The 16608-nt window shown below is 56.3% G+C and carries 8 protein-coding genes; 5 read left to right on the top strand and 3 right to left on the bottom strand.

The genetic code is table 11. From position 1 onward, the window contains the following. Positions 1 to 5 precede the first annotated feature (5 nt). A complete protein-coding gene (locus K227x_RS00465; RefSeq protein ID WP_145167492.1) occupies positions 6 to 1169 on the bottom strand; it encodes a rhomboid family intramembrane serine protease in 1164 nt (387 codons plus the stop codon). 300 nt (positions 1170 to 1469) lie between these two features. On the opposite strand from K227x_RS00465, the gene K227x_RS00460 reads away from it, so the two are divergent. Further along, positions 1470 to 1802 carry a HesB/IscA family protein gene (locus K227x_RS00460; RefSeq protein WP_145167490.1) on the top strand — a complete coding sequence of 111 codons (333 nt, stop codon included), beginning with the start codon at positions 1470 to 1472 and terminating at the stop codon, positions 1800 to 1802. Positions 1803 to 1976: 174 nt separating this feature from the next. On the opposite strand, the gene K227x_RS00455 is transcribed toward K227x_RS00460, so the two are convergent. Next, positions 1977 to 7574 (bottom strand): cadherin domain-containing protein, encoded by a 5598-nt coding sequence (locus K227x_RS00455; RefSeq protein WP_145167488.1) that lies wholly within the window; start codon positions 7572 to 7574, stop codon positions 1977 to 1979. 343 nt (positions 7575 to 7917) lie between these two features. Between K227x_RS00455 and K227x_RS00450 the strand changes: the two genes are divergently transcribed. From K227x_RS00450 to K227x_RS00435, 4 genes are all read left to right on the top strand, one after another. Then, positions 7918 to 9120 (top strand): exonuclease domain-containing protein, encoded by a 1203-nt coding sequence (locus tag K227x_RS00450; RefSeq protein ID WP_145167486.1) that lies wholly within the window; start codon positions 7918 to 7920, stop codon positions 9118 to 9120. Positions 9121 to 9380: 260 nt separating this feature from the next. Then, a complete protein-coding gene (locus tag K227x_RS00445) occupies positions 9381 to 10499 on the top strand; it encodes an esterase/lipase family protein (RefSeq protein ID WP_246146401.1) in 1119 nt (372 codons plus the stop codon). A gap of 243 nt (positions 10500 to 10742) precedes the next feature. Then, positions 10743 to 12737: a hypothetical protein gene (locus tag K227x_RS00440; protein ID WP_145167484.1), complete on the top strand. Its 1995-nt coding sequence runs from the start codon at positions 10743 to 10745 to the stop codon at positions 12735 to 12737. Positions 12738 to 13135: 398 nt separating this feature from the next. Continuing rightward, positions 13136 to 13825, top strand: coding sequence for a hypothetical protein (locus tag K227x_RS00435; protein WP_145167482.1), 690 nt, complete (start codon positions 13136 to 13138; stop codon positions 13823 to 13825). Positions 13826 to 13864: 39 nt separating this feature from the next. On the opposite strand, the gene K227x_RS00430 is transcribed toward K227x_RS00435, so the two are convergent. Next, positions 13865 to 16174 carry an inverse autotransporter beta domain-containing protein gene (locus K227x_RS00430; RefSeq protein WP_145167480.1) on the bottom strand — a complete coding sequence of 770 codons (2310 nt, stop codon included), beginning with the start codon at positions 16172 to 16174 and terminating at the stop codon, positions 13865 to 13867. Positions 16175 to 16608 lie beyond the last annotated feature (434 nt).

The following is a 16608-nucleotide window of genomic DNA, read 5'->3' as shown; positions in this document are numbered from 1 at the left end:
GCCAGCTATGGTTTCGCCTGGATCGGACTGAGGATATACCCGACGACCGCGACCACGACGCCACCGAGCAATCCACCTAGGTGAGCGCCGTTGGCAACGTTGGGCACCCAAGACATCATGCACGCCACCAAAAATCCCAACATCATGACCACAACAATCGGATCCAGATGAATCGGGTAGTCGCGATCAATCAACGGACGAATCCACAGGAACCCAAACAATCCATACACTGCACCTGATGCGCCGATCGCAAAGGGTGACCCGTGTAAAGTTGCTGGCAACCATTCATAGGGCGGTATGGAAACTTGCAGCAGCATCCCAGCGACTTGAGACACCAAGACCAAAATCAGAAATCGAAACGAACCCTGCAGTCGTTCCAACGTGCTCCCCAAGAAAAAAAGCCCGAGCATGTTGAACGCCAAATGGAACTCGTCGCCGTGAAGAAACATCGGTGTCACCCATCGCCAGACTTGGCCATCGACGATCGACGTAAATGGGTTCCCGCCTGATTGATCGAAGCTGTCCCGATCAACAAAAGACAACTCACGATAGACACGCTGTTCCAGAGAAAGTTCACCTGGTTTGGCAGAACCGCGTGGAGATCCAAAATTGGTTGTAAAACTGATGATCACCGATAGCACGATGATGGCGATCGTGACGGGAGTTCGCTGCTGACGCACTTCGTCGGCCAACAGAATATCGTCGGCGGAATCGGTCCGAAATTGAGTGTCCGCTGCAATCTGCGAGGCCGAAGGAGCCAGCTTGCGTGCCGTCGACGCCGGCTCCGCTGCGACATCGGCGGTTTGTTTGGCGGCCGACGAATTTGCGGCCACCGGCGAAACCAGTTGTTGGACGTCGACCTTGAACTGGGCTGATTCCGGATTGGCACGAAAGGCGGTCAGCGCCTCTTTGGATCGGGCGACGTCATTTTCGTGACGGATCCACAGGTGCCAAACCGATGGGCCGGCCGCCGAAGGGTCATCCGCTGGATCCGCAGAATCGCTATCAATCGTTGCGTCGATCGACTCGGAAGCCAGGTAATCGGCGAACTGCCGAGCGGAGGGTTCGTCAGAAAATGTGCCGATTCGCCGCATAAGATCGCTGTCGGGGGGGCAGGGAATGACGTCGGGAAAGAGCCCGATCACGGTGCTGAACCTAGGTCCCAGCATGCTTGGGGCTGCTTCCGTTGTACGCCGAAAGCCGGCGATTGGCACGCCCACGTTCGGGCATGCCCCCCAATCTCGCCCGATTGTCGAACCATTTGGATGATGGAATCAACGAGGCTTTGCCCGAAAAACCGGGTAAAACGCAGGTCTTTTGACACGCAAAGGGTGGATCGGAGACGCTTGCGCTTGCCGCGGAGTGGCTAAGCTGAATATCATAGGGGTGAATCGGTGCCCGCCTTGCGGCGGTTTACCTCACAAACACAACTTCACCGAAATCGTCCAAGACGAAGGGTCGAATCAAAGATGGCAGTCAAATTGACGGAACGAGCCGCCGAAGAAGTCAAGCGGTTCCAAAAAGAGCACAACTTCGGCGACGACATGGTTTTGCGGATCGGAATTGCAGCCGGCGGTTGCAGCGGATTCAGCTATACCCTGAATTTCGACGATAGCTTCGATGACAAAGTCGACACCAAGTACGACCACCATGGCGTCGCGGTTGTCGTGGACAAGAAAAGCGCCCTGTACTTGGACGGAACCACCGTCGACTGGTACGAGAGCCTAGAGAAGCAAGGCTTCACGTTCGAAAACCCCAATGCAGTGAAAAGCTGCGGTTGCGGTAGCTCGTTCCAGGCCTAGTCGCCTGTGCCGACCAGACACCTTCGAAATGAAGCCAGTCGCCATCCAGGCGGCTGGCTTTTTTCGTGGATTCGCCGTGCAGGAAGGCAGCGGGCTGGGATGATGGTCCATATCCGCAGGGATTTTAGGCGACATCCACTGCGGTAGATCCGACGTTCCAATCGGAACGGAGCGTTAGAACAACGACGATTCCAACAGGTATTCTGCCATCGCATGATCGTTGGTTTCGTCGCGATCATCCAGCACCGCGTCGATCTGTTCGCCGGAAACCGGTGACGATGATTCTTGTTTCAACCCATTCAAGATCAACAGCGCGTCAAAGGCGGTGACCATGCCATCGCCCGACACATCCACGAACCCAGCGAACGGATGGGGATCGTTCACGGATGCACCGCTGCCATAGCGTGAGATGTAGTTGATCACTCGCAACGCATCCAGCGGCGACACGACGTTACTTGCATCCACGTCCAATCGATCGTGTTTGTTGGTCAACGGTTGCTGACCGGCCGAGACAATCAAGTCGAACGTCGTATCGGTTCGCAGTTCCAACGGTCCCGGTTCAAACGCTCGTAAGGTCAACGTTTGCTGCCCCACCGTCTGTGGCGTGGCGTACCCCGACAACGTCCGCGTGTCCGAATGGTAGGTCAACCACGATGGCAATGTCCCCTGTTGATCGAAGATTGCAATCGTGAACTCGCGGCCTTCGGGATCGACCACTTGGTCGTGCGGGATATGCATCTCGAAGAATTCACCACTGATCACGTTTGATACCGCCGGCGGTCCATAGCGGAAGATCGGTGGCTCGTTCACTTCGTTGACCACGACACGCACGACGTGCACACTGGACGCTCCGGTGTCATCGGTAACTTGAACTTCGATCGAAAGCGGATCCGCCACAACGTCGGCGTCAAAGGACGCACCTTCGGCAACTCGCACGATTCCCGACGTCGCATCGATCACGAATCGATCTTGGGCATTTCCACCGGTGATCGCGAAGGTAACTGTATCGCCGCGGTCTGGATCTATCCCACGAATCCGCCCGGCGAATGCACCGGATTGAGCCCGTTCAGAGATCACGACTTGGTTGGTGGTGATGTGCGGGGCATCATTGGCATCGGTCAACTGAATCTGCAAACGGACCTGGTTCGACGCATCGGAACCGACGGAATCGATTTGAAAATCAACGGTTTGAATCGGCATGGTTTCAAAATCCAGAACCGCTCCGGGTGCGACCGTCAATAATCCCGAATTGGGATCGAACTGAAAATTACTTGCATCGCGCCCAGAGAGCATTGTGATCGTGGTTTGCACATTGCCACCATCAGGATCCACTGCCGACAGGGTGATCACCGAATCGCCGGCCACCGCACCTTCGGAAAGGGTCGCCGTGGCAACTTCTAGTTCGGGAAGTTCGTCCACATCGATGATCGATACATTGACCGTCGCTTCGTTTGCCAACGGTGGGGCTCCGCTATCGATGGTTCGCACATGCAGCGTGTACTGGCTGCCCTGTTCGAAATCGATCACTGCGCCAGGCCGCACTTCGACCGTTCCGTTGGGACGCACCAGGAACAGGTCGCGTCCGGTGCCACCGAGCAGTTCGAAGGTGTGCGTCTGGTTGGCATCCGGATCATTAGCGACCAGCGTACCGACGAACCGTGAAGCGGTGTTTTCGGGAACGTTGATTTGGGTGGTCGCGACCGCGGGTGGGTCATTCTGGTCGGCGATCCAGACCAACTGTTCAAATTCGGTCGACATCGGCGGCACCGAATTGTCGCTGACTCGAACCGTGAATCGAAGTTCACCAGCGACCTCGAAATCGATCGCGCCAGCATCCACCAGGGTGACCGTTCCGGACTGTGGATCCATCGTGAACACGTTCTGGCTAGGCCCGCCGACAATCTCGTATGTCAATTGCTGCGTCGCACCTTCATCCAAATCGATCGCGGTGACCTGTCCCAAACTGGTCCCCGAAGGTGTGCCCTCGGTAACCACAAACGGGACAGAGTTCACCACAGGAGCTTCATTCGCATCGGTCAAATTCACAATCACGGTCGCTTCGGCCGTCACCAATCCGTCGTCGACTTGAACACGCAGGGTGATCACGTTGTTGGTTTCGAAATCAAGAACCGAATTGGGACCGACTAGCAATTCGCCCGTACTTGGATCCAGCACCAGACCACTCGGGTTGTCGCCCACGATCGAAACCGTCAACGGTTGGCCATCGGGATCGTCTACGGCGACCACACCGATGGAGGTTCCCACAGGGGCGGTTTCGCTGACGGTAAACGAATACTCCGGTTCAACGCCTGGCGCACTATTGAAGCGGGCTGACGAACTGACAACGAAATTTTCGTATTTGATAACCTCGATGCTGCGAGGATCCAGTCCCAGCAACGAATTGGAGGCATTGTTGGAAATCACGATGTCGTACTGGCCCGGGTACAGTCCCTTGATTTCATAGCCACCCTGATCGTCGGTAACCGCTGCAATTTCAGACTGCCGATAGGTGAAACCATCAAAGCGTCCGTTCGCAGCGGCATTGGGATCGATGGTGTTGTCAGCGTAGGCAATCGCATAGGCGATATTGTCGCTTGAGGACGAGACAGAAATCGATTGACGGTTACCGCCAAGCATCGCGTTGCTAAGCACCGTGCCGATTAGTTCGTCGTTGGCGTTGTAGGCTGACAACCGACCATAGTGGGGCTGGTTCCCCAATGGAGCGCCGATCGCCATGATCGAAACTTCGCGAACTGGATTATTGAATTCCACTCGCAGCCGGCGAGTGTCATTCCATCCAAAGTTCCCCTCGTACGAATAGAAAAAATTGGTTCCAGATATGAATGGACTCAATTCTCGTTGAGCTTGGACTTCGAAATTGATGGGTTGATTATCGCTTCCTGTGGTCGACAAGGTCACGCCAGGGAAGGCGTGGGTCAACGGAATGACACCCAACTGGCTAAATGGGTCTGGAGTTCCGATCAGTCCGGCCAGGATGGGGCCGGTGATCAAGTCGGGATCCGCGTTGAAATCGAGGACATCGCGAACACGGTTTCCGTTGGTATCCGCCAAAACGCTGACCCCCACCGCCGGAGTCGGCGGCGGTACGGGCTGAGTCGGATCGAGATCGCCCAGCGCCGGATTGCTCTGGATCGTTCCCCGGACTCCCCCGACAAAGTTTGCCTCGCCGAAGTGATCCAAGGCGCGTTCCAGGTACACCTTCGATTCCGGAAGTTGAGTTCCGAAGCCATAGAGTTCCAGTTTCTCGCCACTGCGGTCGGTGAGCGACGAAATCGGCGTCCCCACGATCCAATCATCTGCATCACTCCCGACCGATTCGCCAACACGAGCGGCGTATCCGGATCCGCGAGCAAGGACGATCGGCGTTCCGGGCTCGACCGTTCGAGTGGTGGGATCTTCATCGAGTTCTTGCTCAGCCAGCAGGATCTGCCCATACGCTTGGCTAACGCTTCGAGGAGCAGCGTGAATCGAAACCGAATCCAGTACGTTCCAATCGGCTAGGAGACCATCGGGGTCTGCCAATCCATTATCGTCTTCGTCGATGTCGTCCCCGATGACAGGCGGCTGATTGGCTTGGATCAGGAAATAGCCACTGGGCTCGAAACCCACACCGCCCAGCTGTGGAACGAGCGCATTGCTTGAAGAGAACAGATCTCCTGGAAGCCCACCAAAGCCCGTGGTGGTCCCTTGCAGGTGTGCACTGCTGGGGTGGACGCTATGGGGGCTGCCCGCTTGGGTCAGTACCAAATAGCCATTCTGGCCCAGCGGCTGGTCACTAAGATCAATGATTTCACGGATCATGCCGGGGTTCGAATCGGATTCGTTGACGACGACAAAGTAAGTGTTCGATCCGAGTTGACCATCGGGTTCACCGCGAAGCTCGACCAATTGATTGATATGGTCCAAGCCGCCACTGGTTTCCAACACCAATTCGCTAATGACGATGGGATAGTCGGTCGTCGAGACACCAACGGATTGAGCCTGTGCCAACCCGAAATCAAGCGTTTCGATATTGACGTCGATGTCGGCAACCGTAACCCGGTGCGCGGCATCGCCGCGTGTGGCAAAGAACAGGGCTTCGGTCGGGATACGTGACCCAGCTTGAAAACCAGCTGACGTCGCGCCGGTGTCCGGGTTGACGGTAATCACGGACGTCTTGTTCGCGTCACCATTATCGAACATGACAAAATCCGTCCCATTGAACGCCAACGACCAGCTATCAAGCGAACGGTCGGTGCGGGCCAGCACGGTTCCGACGCCACTGGGCAAAAATTCAAAGAACTGGTCACTGCTGTTGTCAAAACCGACGATACGATTCCGGACCGGGTCAAATGTCAGATCGCTGACGTTCCCAAATCCGCTAAGACCTTGCGTTGGACCGCTGACACCGCCAGCGACGATCGATGCAAAGGATGAACTGGCCTGGTCGGTTGCCAGATAGCTGCCGCGTCCGGTTAACGGATCAATCTGAGCAACCGGGTGATCCGTGCTGAACAGTGTGGCGAACAACTCGCCGTCCGGACCAGCCGTCAAAGACGTGAAGATTGGCGAAAAGGGCGGAAAGGAACGATCGGGTGAACGCGTCGCCACGCCGGTCGACGGATTGAATGTGTACAGGTAAGTCGCGTCAACCAGATAGTGTGTCCCATGGGGACCAATGTCGAATCCCTGGATCCCAGAAATCGACTTGCTGTTATACGTGATGGGCACACCGACGTTCACCGTCCCCGTGGCGACGTCGATCGTGTGGAACACCGAACTGCTGCTGACGCCGAACAGTTGATCGTCGGCACCAAAACTGATCGCTGCAATGGGCGACGACAAGGTCGATGATGTCGATGCGGTCGAGCCTGCGGCAGAAAACGAAAACTGCTTCAGATCATTGCCCTGCAGACCAAAGATGACACCATCACTGCGGCGGTCCATCGTACTGGCGAATGGGCTGCCCGTTTGGCGCGGCACTTCCGTCACCGATCCTGACGAAACATCGATGTCAAAGAATGTGCTGCCATAATTCAGCGCCAACAGTTCCGAAGTGATCGGTGCCGGGTCACCCAACAACCCCGTCTGATCGTCAACGATCTTCAACTGCAATGCACCGCCGACACTGGCCAGCGTATAGATCGTGTCCGTTTGCGAGTCGTATGCCAGACCGCCTATCACGTCTTGTTCGGCCTGCGCCAGTACGGTTTCTTGGCCGGTTCCCGGATCGATTGAATAGACCGAGTCCGTTAGATAGCTGATTCCGATCAATGATCCATCGTTGGTCCGAACCAGCCCATGGATACGGTCTGTGGTCGGCGAACCGATCGCAGTGACCCGTCCGTCTTCACTCATCTCGAACAACTGAGTCGGATTGACGCCGCCCCCGTCCCCTGTGCTGGTGTAGCCGGTTCCCAAATACACCCGCGGTGCCGTCTGGTCACCAGGATCCGCGATGATGCGAACGGAGTAGTCACCAGGATCCAAGTCCGTGAACTGATAACTCCCATGTCGATTGGTGGTCGTTAAAGGTTCGCCATCGTCAAACTGTGCGTTTTCATTCGCGTCCAAATAGACACGAACATCGGCGGCCCCCAATTCAGAGGTCCCTCGCACCGCGTTGCCGTCAAAGTCGATGAAGACATCGCCGGACAGTGAAGCCAGTAGGCAACGTGGTTCCAGCGACTCCAGCATTCGTCGGCGACGGCTGCGTGAACGGGCCGATGAGTCTCGATGCTGACGATTCAAACGATGGGAAGGCTTAGTCATGAGCTTCAATCTTCAATCAAGCGGATGAGGACATCGCCTGCGACGGATCAGCGAGATGACGAGTCCTCGCAATCGCAGACACGGAAAAGGTATAATGAAAGTCGAACGCTATTCGGGCTTGGACACTGACCTGTTTGCCAGGACCCAAATCCCCACTGATGGTTGAATAAAAAAGATCACCAGAGGGCCCCCGAAAGGAATGCGCATCTTGCGTGGACGTTCTAAGATACGCCTGTCTAGGTCGAATAACAACACAATGCTGCGTTTCATGGGGGTTTTATCGCACCTTGGGGCAGAGGCGTTTGACCCACAGGCTGCACACCTTCGGGGGGAATAGCGAGCGATGGACTTCTCTGCTGACTTCACAGCCATCGATTTTGAAACGGCGAATCGGCGGCGAGATAGCGCCTGTCAGCTGGCTGCGGTGGTCGTTCGCGGTGGTCAGATCGTCGATTCGGCGATGTGGATGATCCGTCCTCAGCCGCTGTATTTCAGCCCGGGCAATATCGATATCCATGGAATCACCCCCGCCCAGGTGCAACATGAACCGGTATTTGGCGACATCTGGCCTGAAATCGCCGAACGCTTGGGCAACGACTGCTTGGTGGCGCATAACGCCAGTTTTGACATCGGCGTGCTGATGGCTTGCCTGCGTCAGGCCAGCACTCCGATCCCGGAACTTTCGTTCACCTGCACTCGTGCGATCGCACGGCGAACATGGCCGCACCGCCCCCGATTCGGATTAAAACCGCTTTCGGAATGGCTCGGGATTCGTTTCAAGCACCACGATGCTTTGGAGGATTCGATTGCCTGTGCCAAGGTATTGCTGGCCGCGGGCATCGACCGAGAAGCGGAGTCGTTGGAGGATCTGGAGAAACACCTGCGAATCCATCGTGGCAGTGCCGGGTCCTGGGGATACCGCGGCGCCAAATCAGCGTCGATCAAGGGCCGCCGATCAACCTCGTCACGATCCAGCAAAGCATCGATCACCCGTTCGGCCCCAATCAACGATCAGAACGCGTCCGGGCTGCCGTTCCTGTATCCTGGTCAAACCAGTCCGATGGACTTGGACCAACCAGCATCGGGATCAGCAACGTCGAAGGTCGGTGAATCCTCTGCCGCGTTCCGCCGCGACCACGCGGGCACCGCCCGTCGATCCAGCGTCCCCAGCGCTGCGAATCCACCGGTCCCCCATCGATCCGAACCCAATGAAACGATCGACATCCAACGGTTGATGGTTCGCGCCGAGTTCATTCGACCACTGGCAGGAATGAGCATCGTGTTCTGCGGACGACTGTCGCGTCTGAGCCACTGCGATGCGGAGTTGCTTGCGACCCGTTCGGGAGGTCAGTGCCGAAATGCCATCGACGCATCGACCGACCTGTTGGTGATCGGGAACAACAAATCGCCCCGCACCGAACCCGAGTCCCAGTCACCGGCGGATGCAAGCGAGGCCGAGGCGATGCAAATGCAAGCTGCCGGAAGCCCGATTCGCGTACTGGATGAAGAGAGCTTTCTAAGCCTGATTGGGGCGGCGAAGAACTAGCCAGGACGAAGCCAAAAGGAAGTGTCCGCCCATCAACGGACAGGCATCGCCGGTGGACTAAAACGCACCTCTGGTGCCGGCCTGCTAGCGCCCGAATGCCGGCCTGCTAGGAAACAGCCAATTTTCAAGCGCATTGCAAAGCGCCGTGCGGGCACCTGTATTTTATGGCCCATTGCGATGGCGAAACGACATTTCCCAGTCGCCGTTGAGGTCCACCACCGAAACGCCGATCCACTCTTGCTACCCCTCAATGACTGCTGATGACACGTTTAACCTTTGCAATCACTGCGGCGCTAGCCACTACCCTGGTTAGCGGACTGTTGGCACAGCCCGGATGGGCGATCCCCCCAAGCCCCCCAACGCAGAGTGCTGAGCCGGAAAGCCTTCAGTCGCAGAGTACTGAGACGCAAAACACTGAACCGGTTGTCGATTTGCCCAGCGAACCCGAAATGGCCCAGCGATTCAATCTGCCGATCAAGACAGGCGGCGGTACCCAAATGTGGACCGACCATGCCTACCGAAATGGATACCGGATTCAACAGCATGCTTGGACTGGTCACTGGCGATTGATCGACGCCGGGGATGTCCGCAGAGCCTGGGGAACGCAAGAAGCCTGCGAAAGTGAATTGGATCGATTGGTCCCACCGCCGATCATCGAACATCCACCGAAATCGATTCAGGATGCCGCGACACCTACATCCGCCACCGAACCATCGCAATCCGATCCCGCCAACCACACCGTTGTTTTGTTGCACGGGTTGATGCGGACGCGTCATTCGATGAAGCCGCTGGAGACGGCGTTCAACGCGGCCGGCATCACGAACGTCATTCGATTTTCTTATGCGTCGTCGCGAGCATCGATTGGCGATCACGCCGCTGGGCTGCGAGACGTTGTCGAAGGAATGCCGGCCGACACGCAGTTCAGTTTCGTCGGTCATAGCATGGGGAACATTGTCGTCCGCCATCTGATCGCCGACTTGGAACGATCAGGCGACCCAGCGAAGGTGCTTCCGCGATGCCGCTGCATGGTGATGCTTGGCCCGCCCAACCAGGGCGCGGCGATTGCACGTCGATTGGCACCCACAGGAATCTATGGGTGGGTCACCGGCAAGGGAGGACTGGAATTGGGCCCGCAGTGGAAGGACTTTGAATCCAAATTAAGCACGCCATCGTTCCCATTCATGATCATCGCGGGCGACGTTTCCAAAGCCCCGATTGCGAATCCGCTAGTGGACGGTTCCAGTGATTTCGTGGTCAGTTTGGACGAGGCCAAGCTCCAGGGCGCCGAACAAGTGCAGGTGGTTCCTGTCCTGCATAGCTTTCTGATGAACGACGAACAGGCGAATCAAATGACCGTTGATTTCGTCGCATCGCATTAGCCATCCCGACCGATGTTGCGGATACCAACGCAAAACGCAGACATCAATCGACGCCTGCGTTTGCTTAGAATGACTGGTTCACTTTGTGAACGGTCGCAACAATGGGTTTGCGTTGGGTCCGCATCCGCCGGGGAAATAAAAAACGTGCTGTTGGCACAACCGACGGGGAAGACGATAAACATATCCTCCGCAAACGATCCGAAAATATACTCTCGCGGTTCACCACATTAAAGGCCAATCCGAATGACTTTTTCACAAAGCTCACGGGTTCCCGAATTGCTGCGAATCGGACCTCGGATTGCAATCCTGCCGGTGGTTCACGGTAGTGGCCAGTTTGCGTTGACCGTCCGTCGTTGGATGCTGGAAGAGTCGTTTGACTGTGTCGCGGTTCCGTTGCCGCCGTCGTTTCAGCAGCCGGTGGAAGAGGCCGTCCTGGACCTGCCGACCCCATCGATTGTCATTCAGCCAACGATGGCAAATTTCCAGCCACCTGGTCAAAGCTGGGAATCGACGTCTTGGTCTGCCGAATCAGACCAGGACAACGAGAGCGACCAGGATGATGATGAAGTTGTTCCGTACAGCTATGTCCCGGTGGATCCGTGCCAGAGCGTGATCATGGCGGTGCGGGCCGCGATGGGTGAACGCATTCACCGAGAGTACATCGATCTGGAAACCGATCGATATCGTCCTTACGCGACAGTCATGCCCGACCCGTTTGCCGTTCGGCACGTGTCCCCCGAAAAGTTCGCCGCAGCCGTGCTGCCCAGCATCACACGACCACCGGACCAGCAAACTCGCGATTCCATGGTTCACATGGCGATTCGCTTGACCGAACTGGAAAAAAAGCATCAGCGAATTTTGTTGGTCACCAGCGTTTTGCATTGGCCATGGATTCGCGAAGCCTATCAGCACCTGCACGATTCCTATTCAGATTCGGCCGCAGCCATCCAGCGTCCAGAGCACGAGGAGGTCTGCCAACCGACTCGCTACCCCGTGAAGCCGCGAACCTTGATGTTCCTGTTTGGCGAACTGCCGTTCATCACCGGGCTTCACGAACGGGCACGCGCCGAACTGGAAGACGATGACGACATCCAAATCGATGGCGTGAAAGAACTGCTGTTGGCCGCCCGCGACTCGTACAAGAAGGAACTTGGCAACCGAGCCCGCCGGGTCACACCGCTGCACCTTTCGAAGTGCCTGCAATACATTCGCAACCTGTCCCTGATCCATCGCCGGATGACGCCCGACTTGATCACGATCGTGACGGCCGCCAAACAAATCTTGGGCGACCAGTTTGCATTGCACGTCGCTGAACTGGCGAACCAATACCAAGACGCATCCCCTACGGCTGCCAAGACCGGTGGCGAAGCATTGGATATGGTTCCCGAGGTGACGCTGGGAATCGACCAAGCCAGATTGCCCGATGGGGAAGTTGTTCCGCTGGTCAGCCGGTTACCGGGACCACCGATCAGTTGGTGCACGCTGCGTCTGCAGCGACGCCCCGACACCTCGGAGAAAGATCGTTGGAAGTACCAGTGGAACCCGTATAGCCAATGCAGTTATCCGCCCGAAGACGACCTGATCGAGGACTTTCGGACTCGCGTTTTCGATCGTGCCCAAGCCATCATCGGCAACGACCTTGCGGTCACGGAAAAGTTCACCACCAGCGTCAAAGACGGAATCGATATTCGCGATACGCTTCGTCATTGGTACGAAAAGCAAATCTATGTGAAGGTGGTCCCACCAAGCCGCGGCATGCTGGATGCTTGCGTAATGCTGTTCGATTCCCCCGCCGATCCTCGCGATTATCCGTGGCGGACCACTTGGTTTGCCGAACACCAAACCGAATCAACCCTGGCCCTATTTGCGACCCATTTCCAAGACCAGATGGTGGGCCCTGGGATCGGGATGAGCGTTTATGGGGGAGCGATGTTTTTGTATCCTCCGGTGGTGATCCCTGATGTCTGGCAAGATTCACGGCTGGACTACGCCGAAACGCTGGAAGAACGCCTGATCGCCGCCGCATGCCTGCATAGCCGTGGTCGCGAAATCGCGCTGCTGTCGTCTTTGCCGCCGGGACCGGGATGGCGTCGACTAGCGCGGCGGCACAAGAAATACCTGATCCATGTCCCGCTTAGCTCGTTCAGCGACGAACAGGTCCAACGTCTCAGGATGGTGCACGTACTCAACGGCAGCGAAGTCCGCAGCTATGCCGAAGATTTCATTCGGCGAATCTGACGATTCCTGGATCGGAGGGACTCCGGCGTCGACATCACCGAGCCGCAAAGCCCGGCGCCTACCCGCCCCTCTTTCCCTCGCAAATAACCGGCCTTGACTGTTTCGCCTAAGTGGCACAAAATTCGTTGCATCAGACCAGCCTGCGTGGTGGACCCCAAACCACCCGCGGACAGGACTGAGGGTTTGCGTGCGGTCGTCATGGGATGGCGGCGCCGTACTTCGAAGCGATCGCCACTGCGGTAGCGTTTCGCGACAGAGTACGGGACTTTGTTCGAGGTCCGCGGATCCGACCTGTTCACCCGGATCAACAGAAAACGCTCATTCATCGAGCGAAATTGATTCGGGGGGCACTGAACAGCAAATTGCCATTCATGCTTTTGAAACAGGGATGTTCCATCATGCGCATTGCGCTCACTGCTGTCTGCTTGCTTGCACTCTTTGCAACGCCACAATCGGGGTCCGCCGCGGTTGTCACCGAAGTCAAATTCGATCTGACCCAACCCGCGGCCCAGGGAACCGATCTCCACTATCAAAAACCGATTCCAATTGGCGGGATTACGATCGACATCGAACTCGATCCTGCCTCAGATGCATTGCTATTCGCAGACAGCGTTGGCCTGGGCACGAATGACGGAATCGGAACGCCGGGTCAAATCCGTCTCAATCAAATCATCTATTTTCCGGCCCCTACTCCGGCGACCCCCATCAGTTCGGTGCTCCAGTTCATCGGCTTTAGTGAGCTTGAATTTAGCGGCCTCGAGGGTGATGAGATCTTCTGTCTCAAATCAGTTGCTCAGCCCGACTCTGTCACGAGTGGATTCAACATCAACGACTTCAGCATGGTTGGGCAAAAGCTCTCGTTTGACGTCGGTCACTATCCCACTGCATTCAGCGTGTGGAACACCGGCCCGAGTGATTCAGAATTCCAACTCGCTTCGGTCACGGCAGCCTACTCGGTCAACGTGGTTGCAGTGCCCGAATTGTCGACGTCCATTTTCATCGCGTCCTTGCTGGTCGGTTTCCTTCTGTACCGAACGTACCAACGGTTGCGAAAACCCTCCAAGAACCTGGCATATTATCGCCGCTAATCGATTCGTCGGCGTCCTGCCAGCTCGTTTTCCGCAGGATCATTCCTGATAGATGACGTCGTTGCCATCGGTAACGTTCGCCCCATCTATTCCGTTGGCGGTTGCAAGCTCGGTTTTGTCTTTGACGCCTGTCACAGTGATCGTCGATCCGTTCAACGTGTTGCGGTTGAACAGATGGATCGTGCCGTTTCCGGCGTCCAGAACATTGTTCAGAATCGACAGTTGCAGACCGTTGTTGTCGCGATCTGCAATCCCGTAGATCTCGTCGTCGGTGTCACTAAGAATCGATGAATTGACAATGTCACCACCCGAGCGACCGTCAAATCGCATTCCGTACGCGGTGGCTCCTGTGGTATGAACGGAGCTTTGTTCGCTGATCGATACCCAGGCGTCGCTTTGCGTATGAACACCATGAGAGTTCATCCCCTCGGTAAGAATGGAACTTGCACCGGTCACGGTCGACTGGCCATTGTTCGAGGTATAGATGCCGTAGGCGATGTCACCTTCGGTGTGAATCTGACTCCCGCCCTGCAACGTGAATAACGCGAAATCGAGAACGGTTGCACCATTGGCGTAAATAGCTGTCGTGTGGATCGAACTGCCGTGATCGACAATCACTTCGGCTTCATCTTTTATCCTAAATCCATACCCCAGCATCCCGTTGGTTCTCACTTCGCTGGCATTGTCTAGCCGCGTCATCGATTGATCCATCGCGAATACGCCGTACGCGAATGGCCCGTTGGCAGTGATCACGCTGCCCTGGTCGATCCATGCCTCCGATTGGTTCAGGGCGATTAACCCGTGGGCACTTTGACCATTGGTGGTGATCTGGCTCTCGACCGAATGCAGACTGGATGAATCGTTCAAAGCAACTCCATAGGCGACTCGGCCCGATGTGCTGACATCCGAATTTTCGAGACTTAGCGAAGATGCACCACTGAGCGAAACACCGTAGACTCCCTGTGCGGTTGTGCTGATCGACGAATCCTTGATGATTGCATCCGACACGTCCGTCCCAGAGATGCCTGCACCCGATAGCGGATCGACGACCGAAAGGTTCGCGACCAACGTACGATTGGCAAGTTCGATGGCGGTCGCTGTGGAATTCTGAATGACAGGAATATCGCCGCTGATTCCGCGAACGTTGGGAAGCGCCACCACACCCGCTTGAAGTGTATCAAGCATGTGTTGATAGCCACCACCTTCGCCCAACAGGTGCTGTCCGTCTTGCAACAGTAAACTGTTCTGCCCATCGAAGACGCTGCCCGAGTACAAGTAAACGATGTCTCCGATTTCAGAGTTCGCGTTAACTTGACCGACGTCCCCAAGCGGGTTTTCAAACGTCCCATCGCCACCGGTACTAGCACTGTCGACATGAACGACACGGATTTCATCGCCGTTAGATGCGTAACGAAGGCGTTCGCCCACGAACACCGGATCCGCACCGATTTTCGTCTCAGCCACCGTGATCGCAGAACGGCGTGTGACCGGGTCGTTCATTCGATCGACCACCGTTTCTCGACAGCAACGAGACGAATACCCGCGCCGCTTCTCAATAAAGAGAGTCAGCCCAATCGTCGCTTGCGTACCAAAGAATCGATCACTCTGAACACCAATGTTCAAATCAATGCTGTCCCATGCATTGGCATTCCATCGTGTTGAGATGCCGACGATATCCTCCAACCCGGGATTCTCGAATCCATAGATCCCAATGTGAGTTTTGGATGTTACGCCCGGCAGGATGTCCTTGACCAGGTTAGCACCGACTTCGGCGTCGAAGCCACGCAGCGAACGTTCGACCCGTCGCTGCTGATCAAAAATACTGCCGAAGATCAAGTAGTTATCGCTGAACACCAGTAGGTCTTGGTTCCCGCTCGACACCCCCGATGGTGCGGCAGCGGAGATTCCTTTTCGATTTCCTATCGGGAAATAGAAATTACTACGCAGTTCAACCGCTGCAAAAAGCGATTCGAATCCAAAACCAATCTGATGGAAATTGGCCACATCCGTCCGTCGATGATCGACGAATAGGTTGGCCCCCCAGATCGCATCCGCACGGTCCAGGTGACCTCGCAGACCGAATCCCAAGTTGCCGCCCTGGGTGAAGCCGTTGCTGTCAACCAGCATCCGTGCATCCAGGAAATGCATCAGCGACAGATCACCCGCCGGCAAAAACAAGCGCAGATCTGAATAGGCCTCGCTTACACCAGCCTGTTTGGATTGAGTGTGGATCGCGGAACGAGCCGAGAAAATTTGAGCGTACACGGACCGAGTGGAAGTAACCGCTAACAGCATTGCAATGTAGCAAGCCGTTGCCACTTGGCCGCGCATGGGGCATTGCGCGTTCAAGGTCGATAGTCCTAGAAATGCCGATCGTATGAAACGATTTGCGTCAGTAAGCCCCGATTGGATTCATCGAACGACTGGGGATCGCTGACGCAATCGATTCGTCATACGGATAAGGATTGTTATCGCAGACGTTCGGAATGGTCCAGTTCTAACGATCGAAACGCCCACGATTGTTAGACCGGCCCGAATTGCGGTGTACAGGCACCCCCTAAGCCACGGGACGCAATCGTCATGGTCGCCCCAACCGCAATGACCCAACCGTGACAGCATCCATCGATGCCCGATGGAGAGTCAAACAGCCCGCGACCGTTTCAGACCGGGCAGGACGATTCATCGGTTCTCAATCACCCGACGCGGCGGGCCAGGCAAAGATTGCCGTTCAAGCAGGCCGCCGCAGTCAGGCAGCCTGCCTTGCCCTGCCGCTGGTCGCCAAG

This window comes from Rubripirellula lacrimiformis, from assembly GCF_007741535.1.
Classification (GTDB): Bacteria; Planctomycetota; Planctomycetia; order Pirellulales; family Pirellulaceae; genus Rubripirellula; species Rubripirellula lacrimiformis.
The sequence above is the reverse complement of the archived record's forward strand: the minus strand, read 5'-3'. Positions and strand labels throughout refer to the sequence as shown.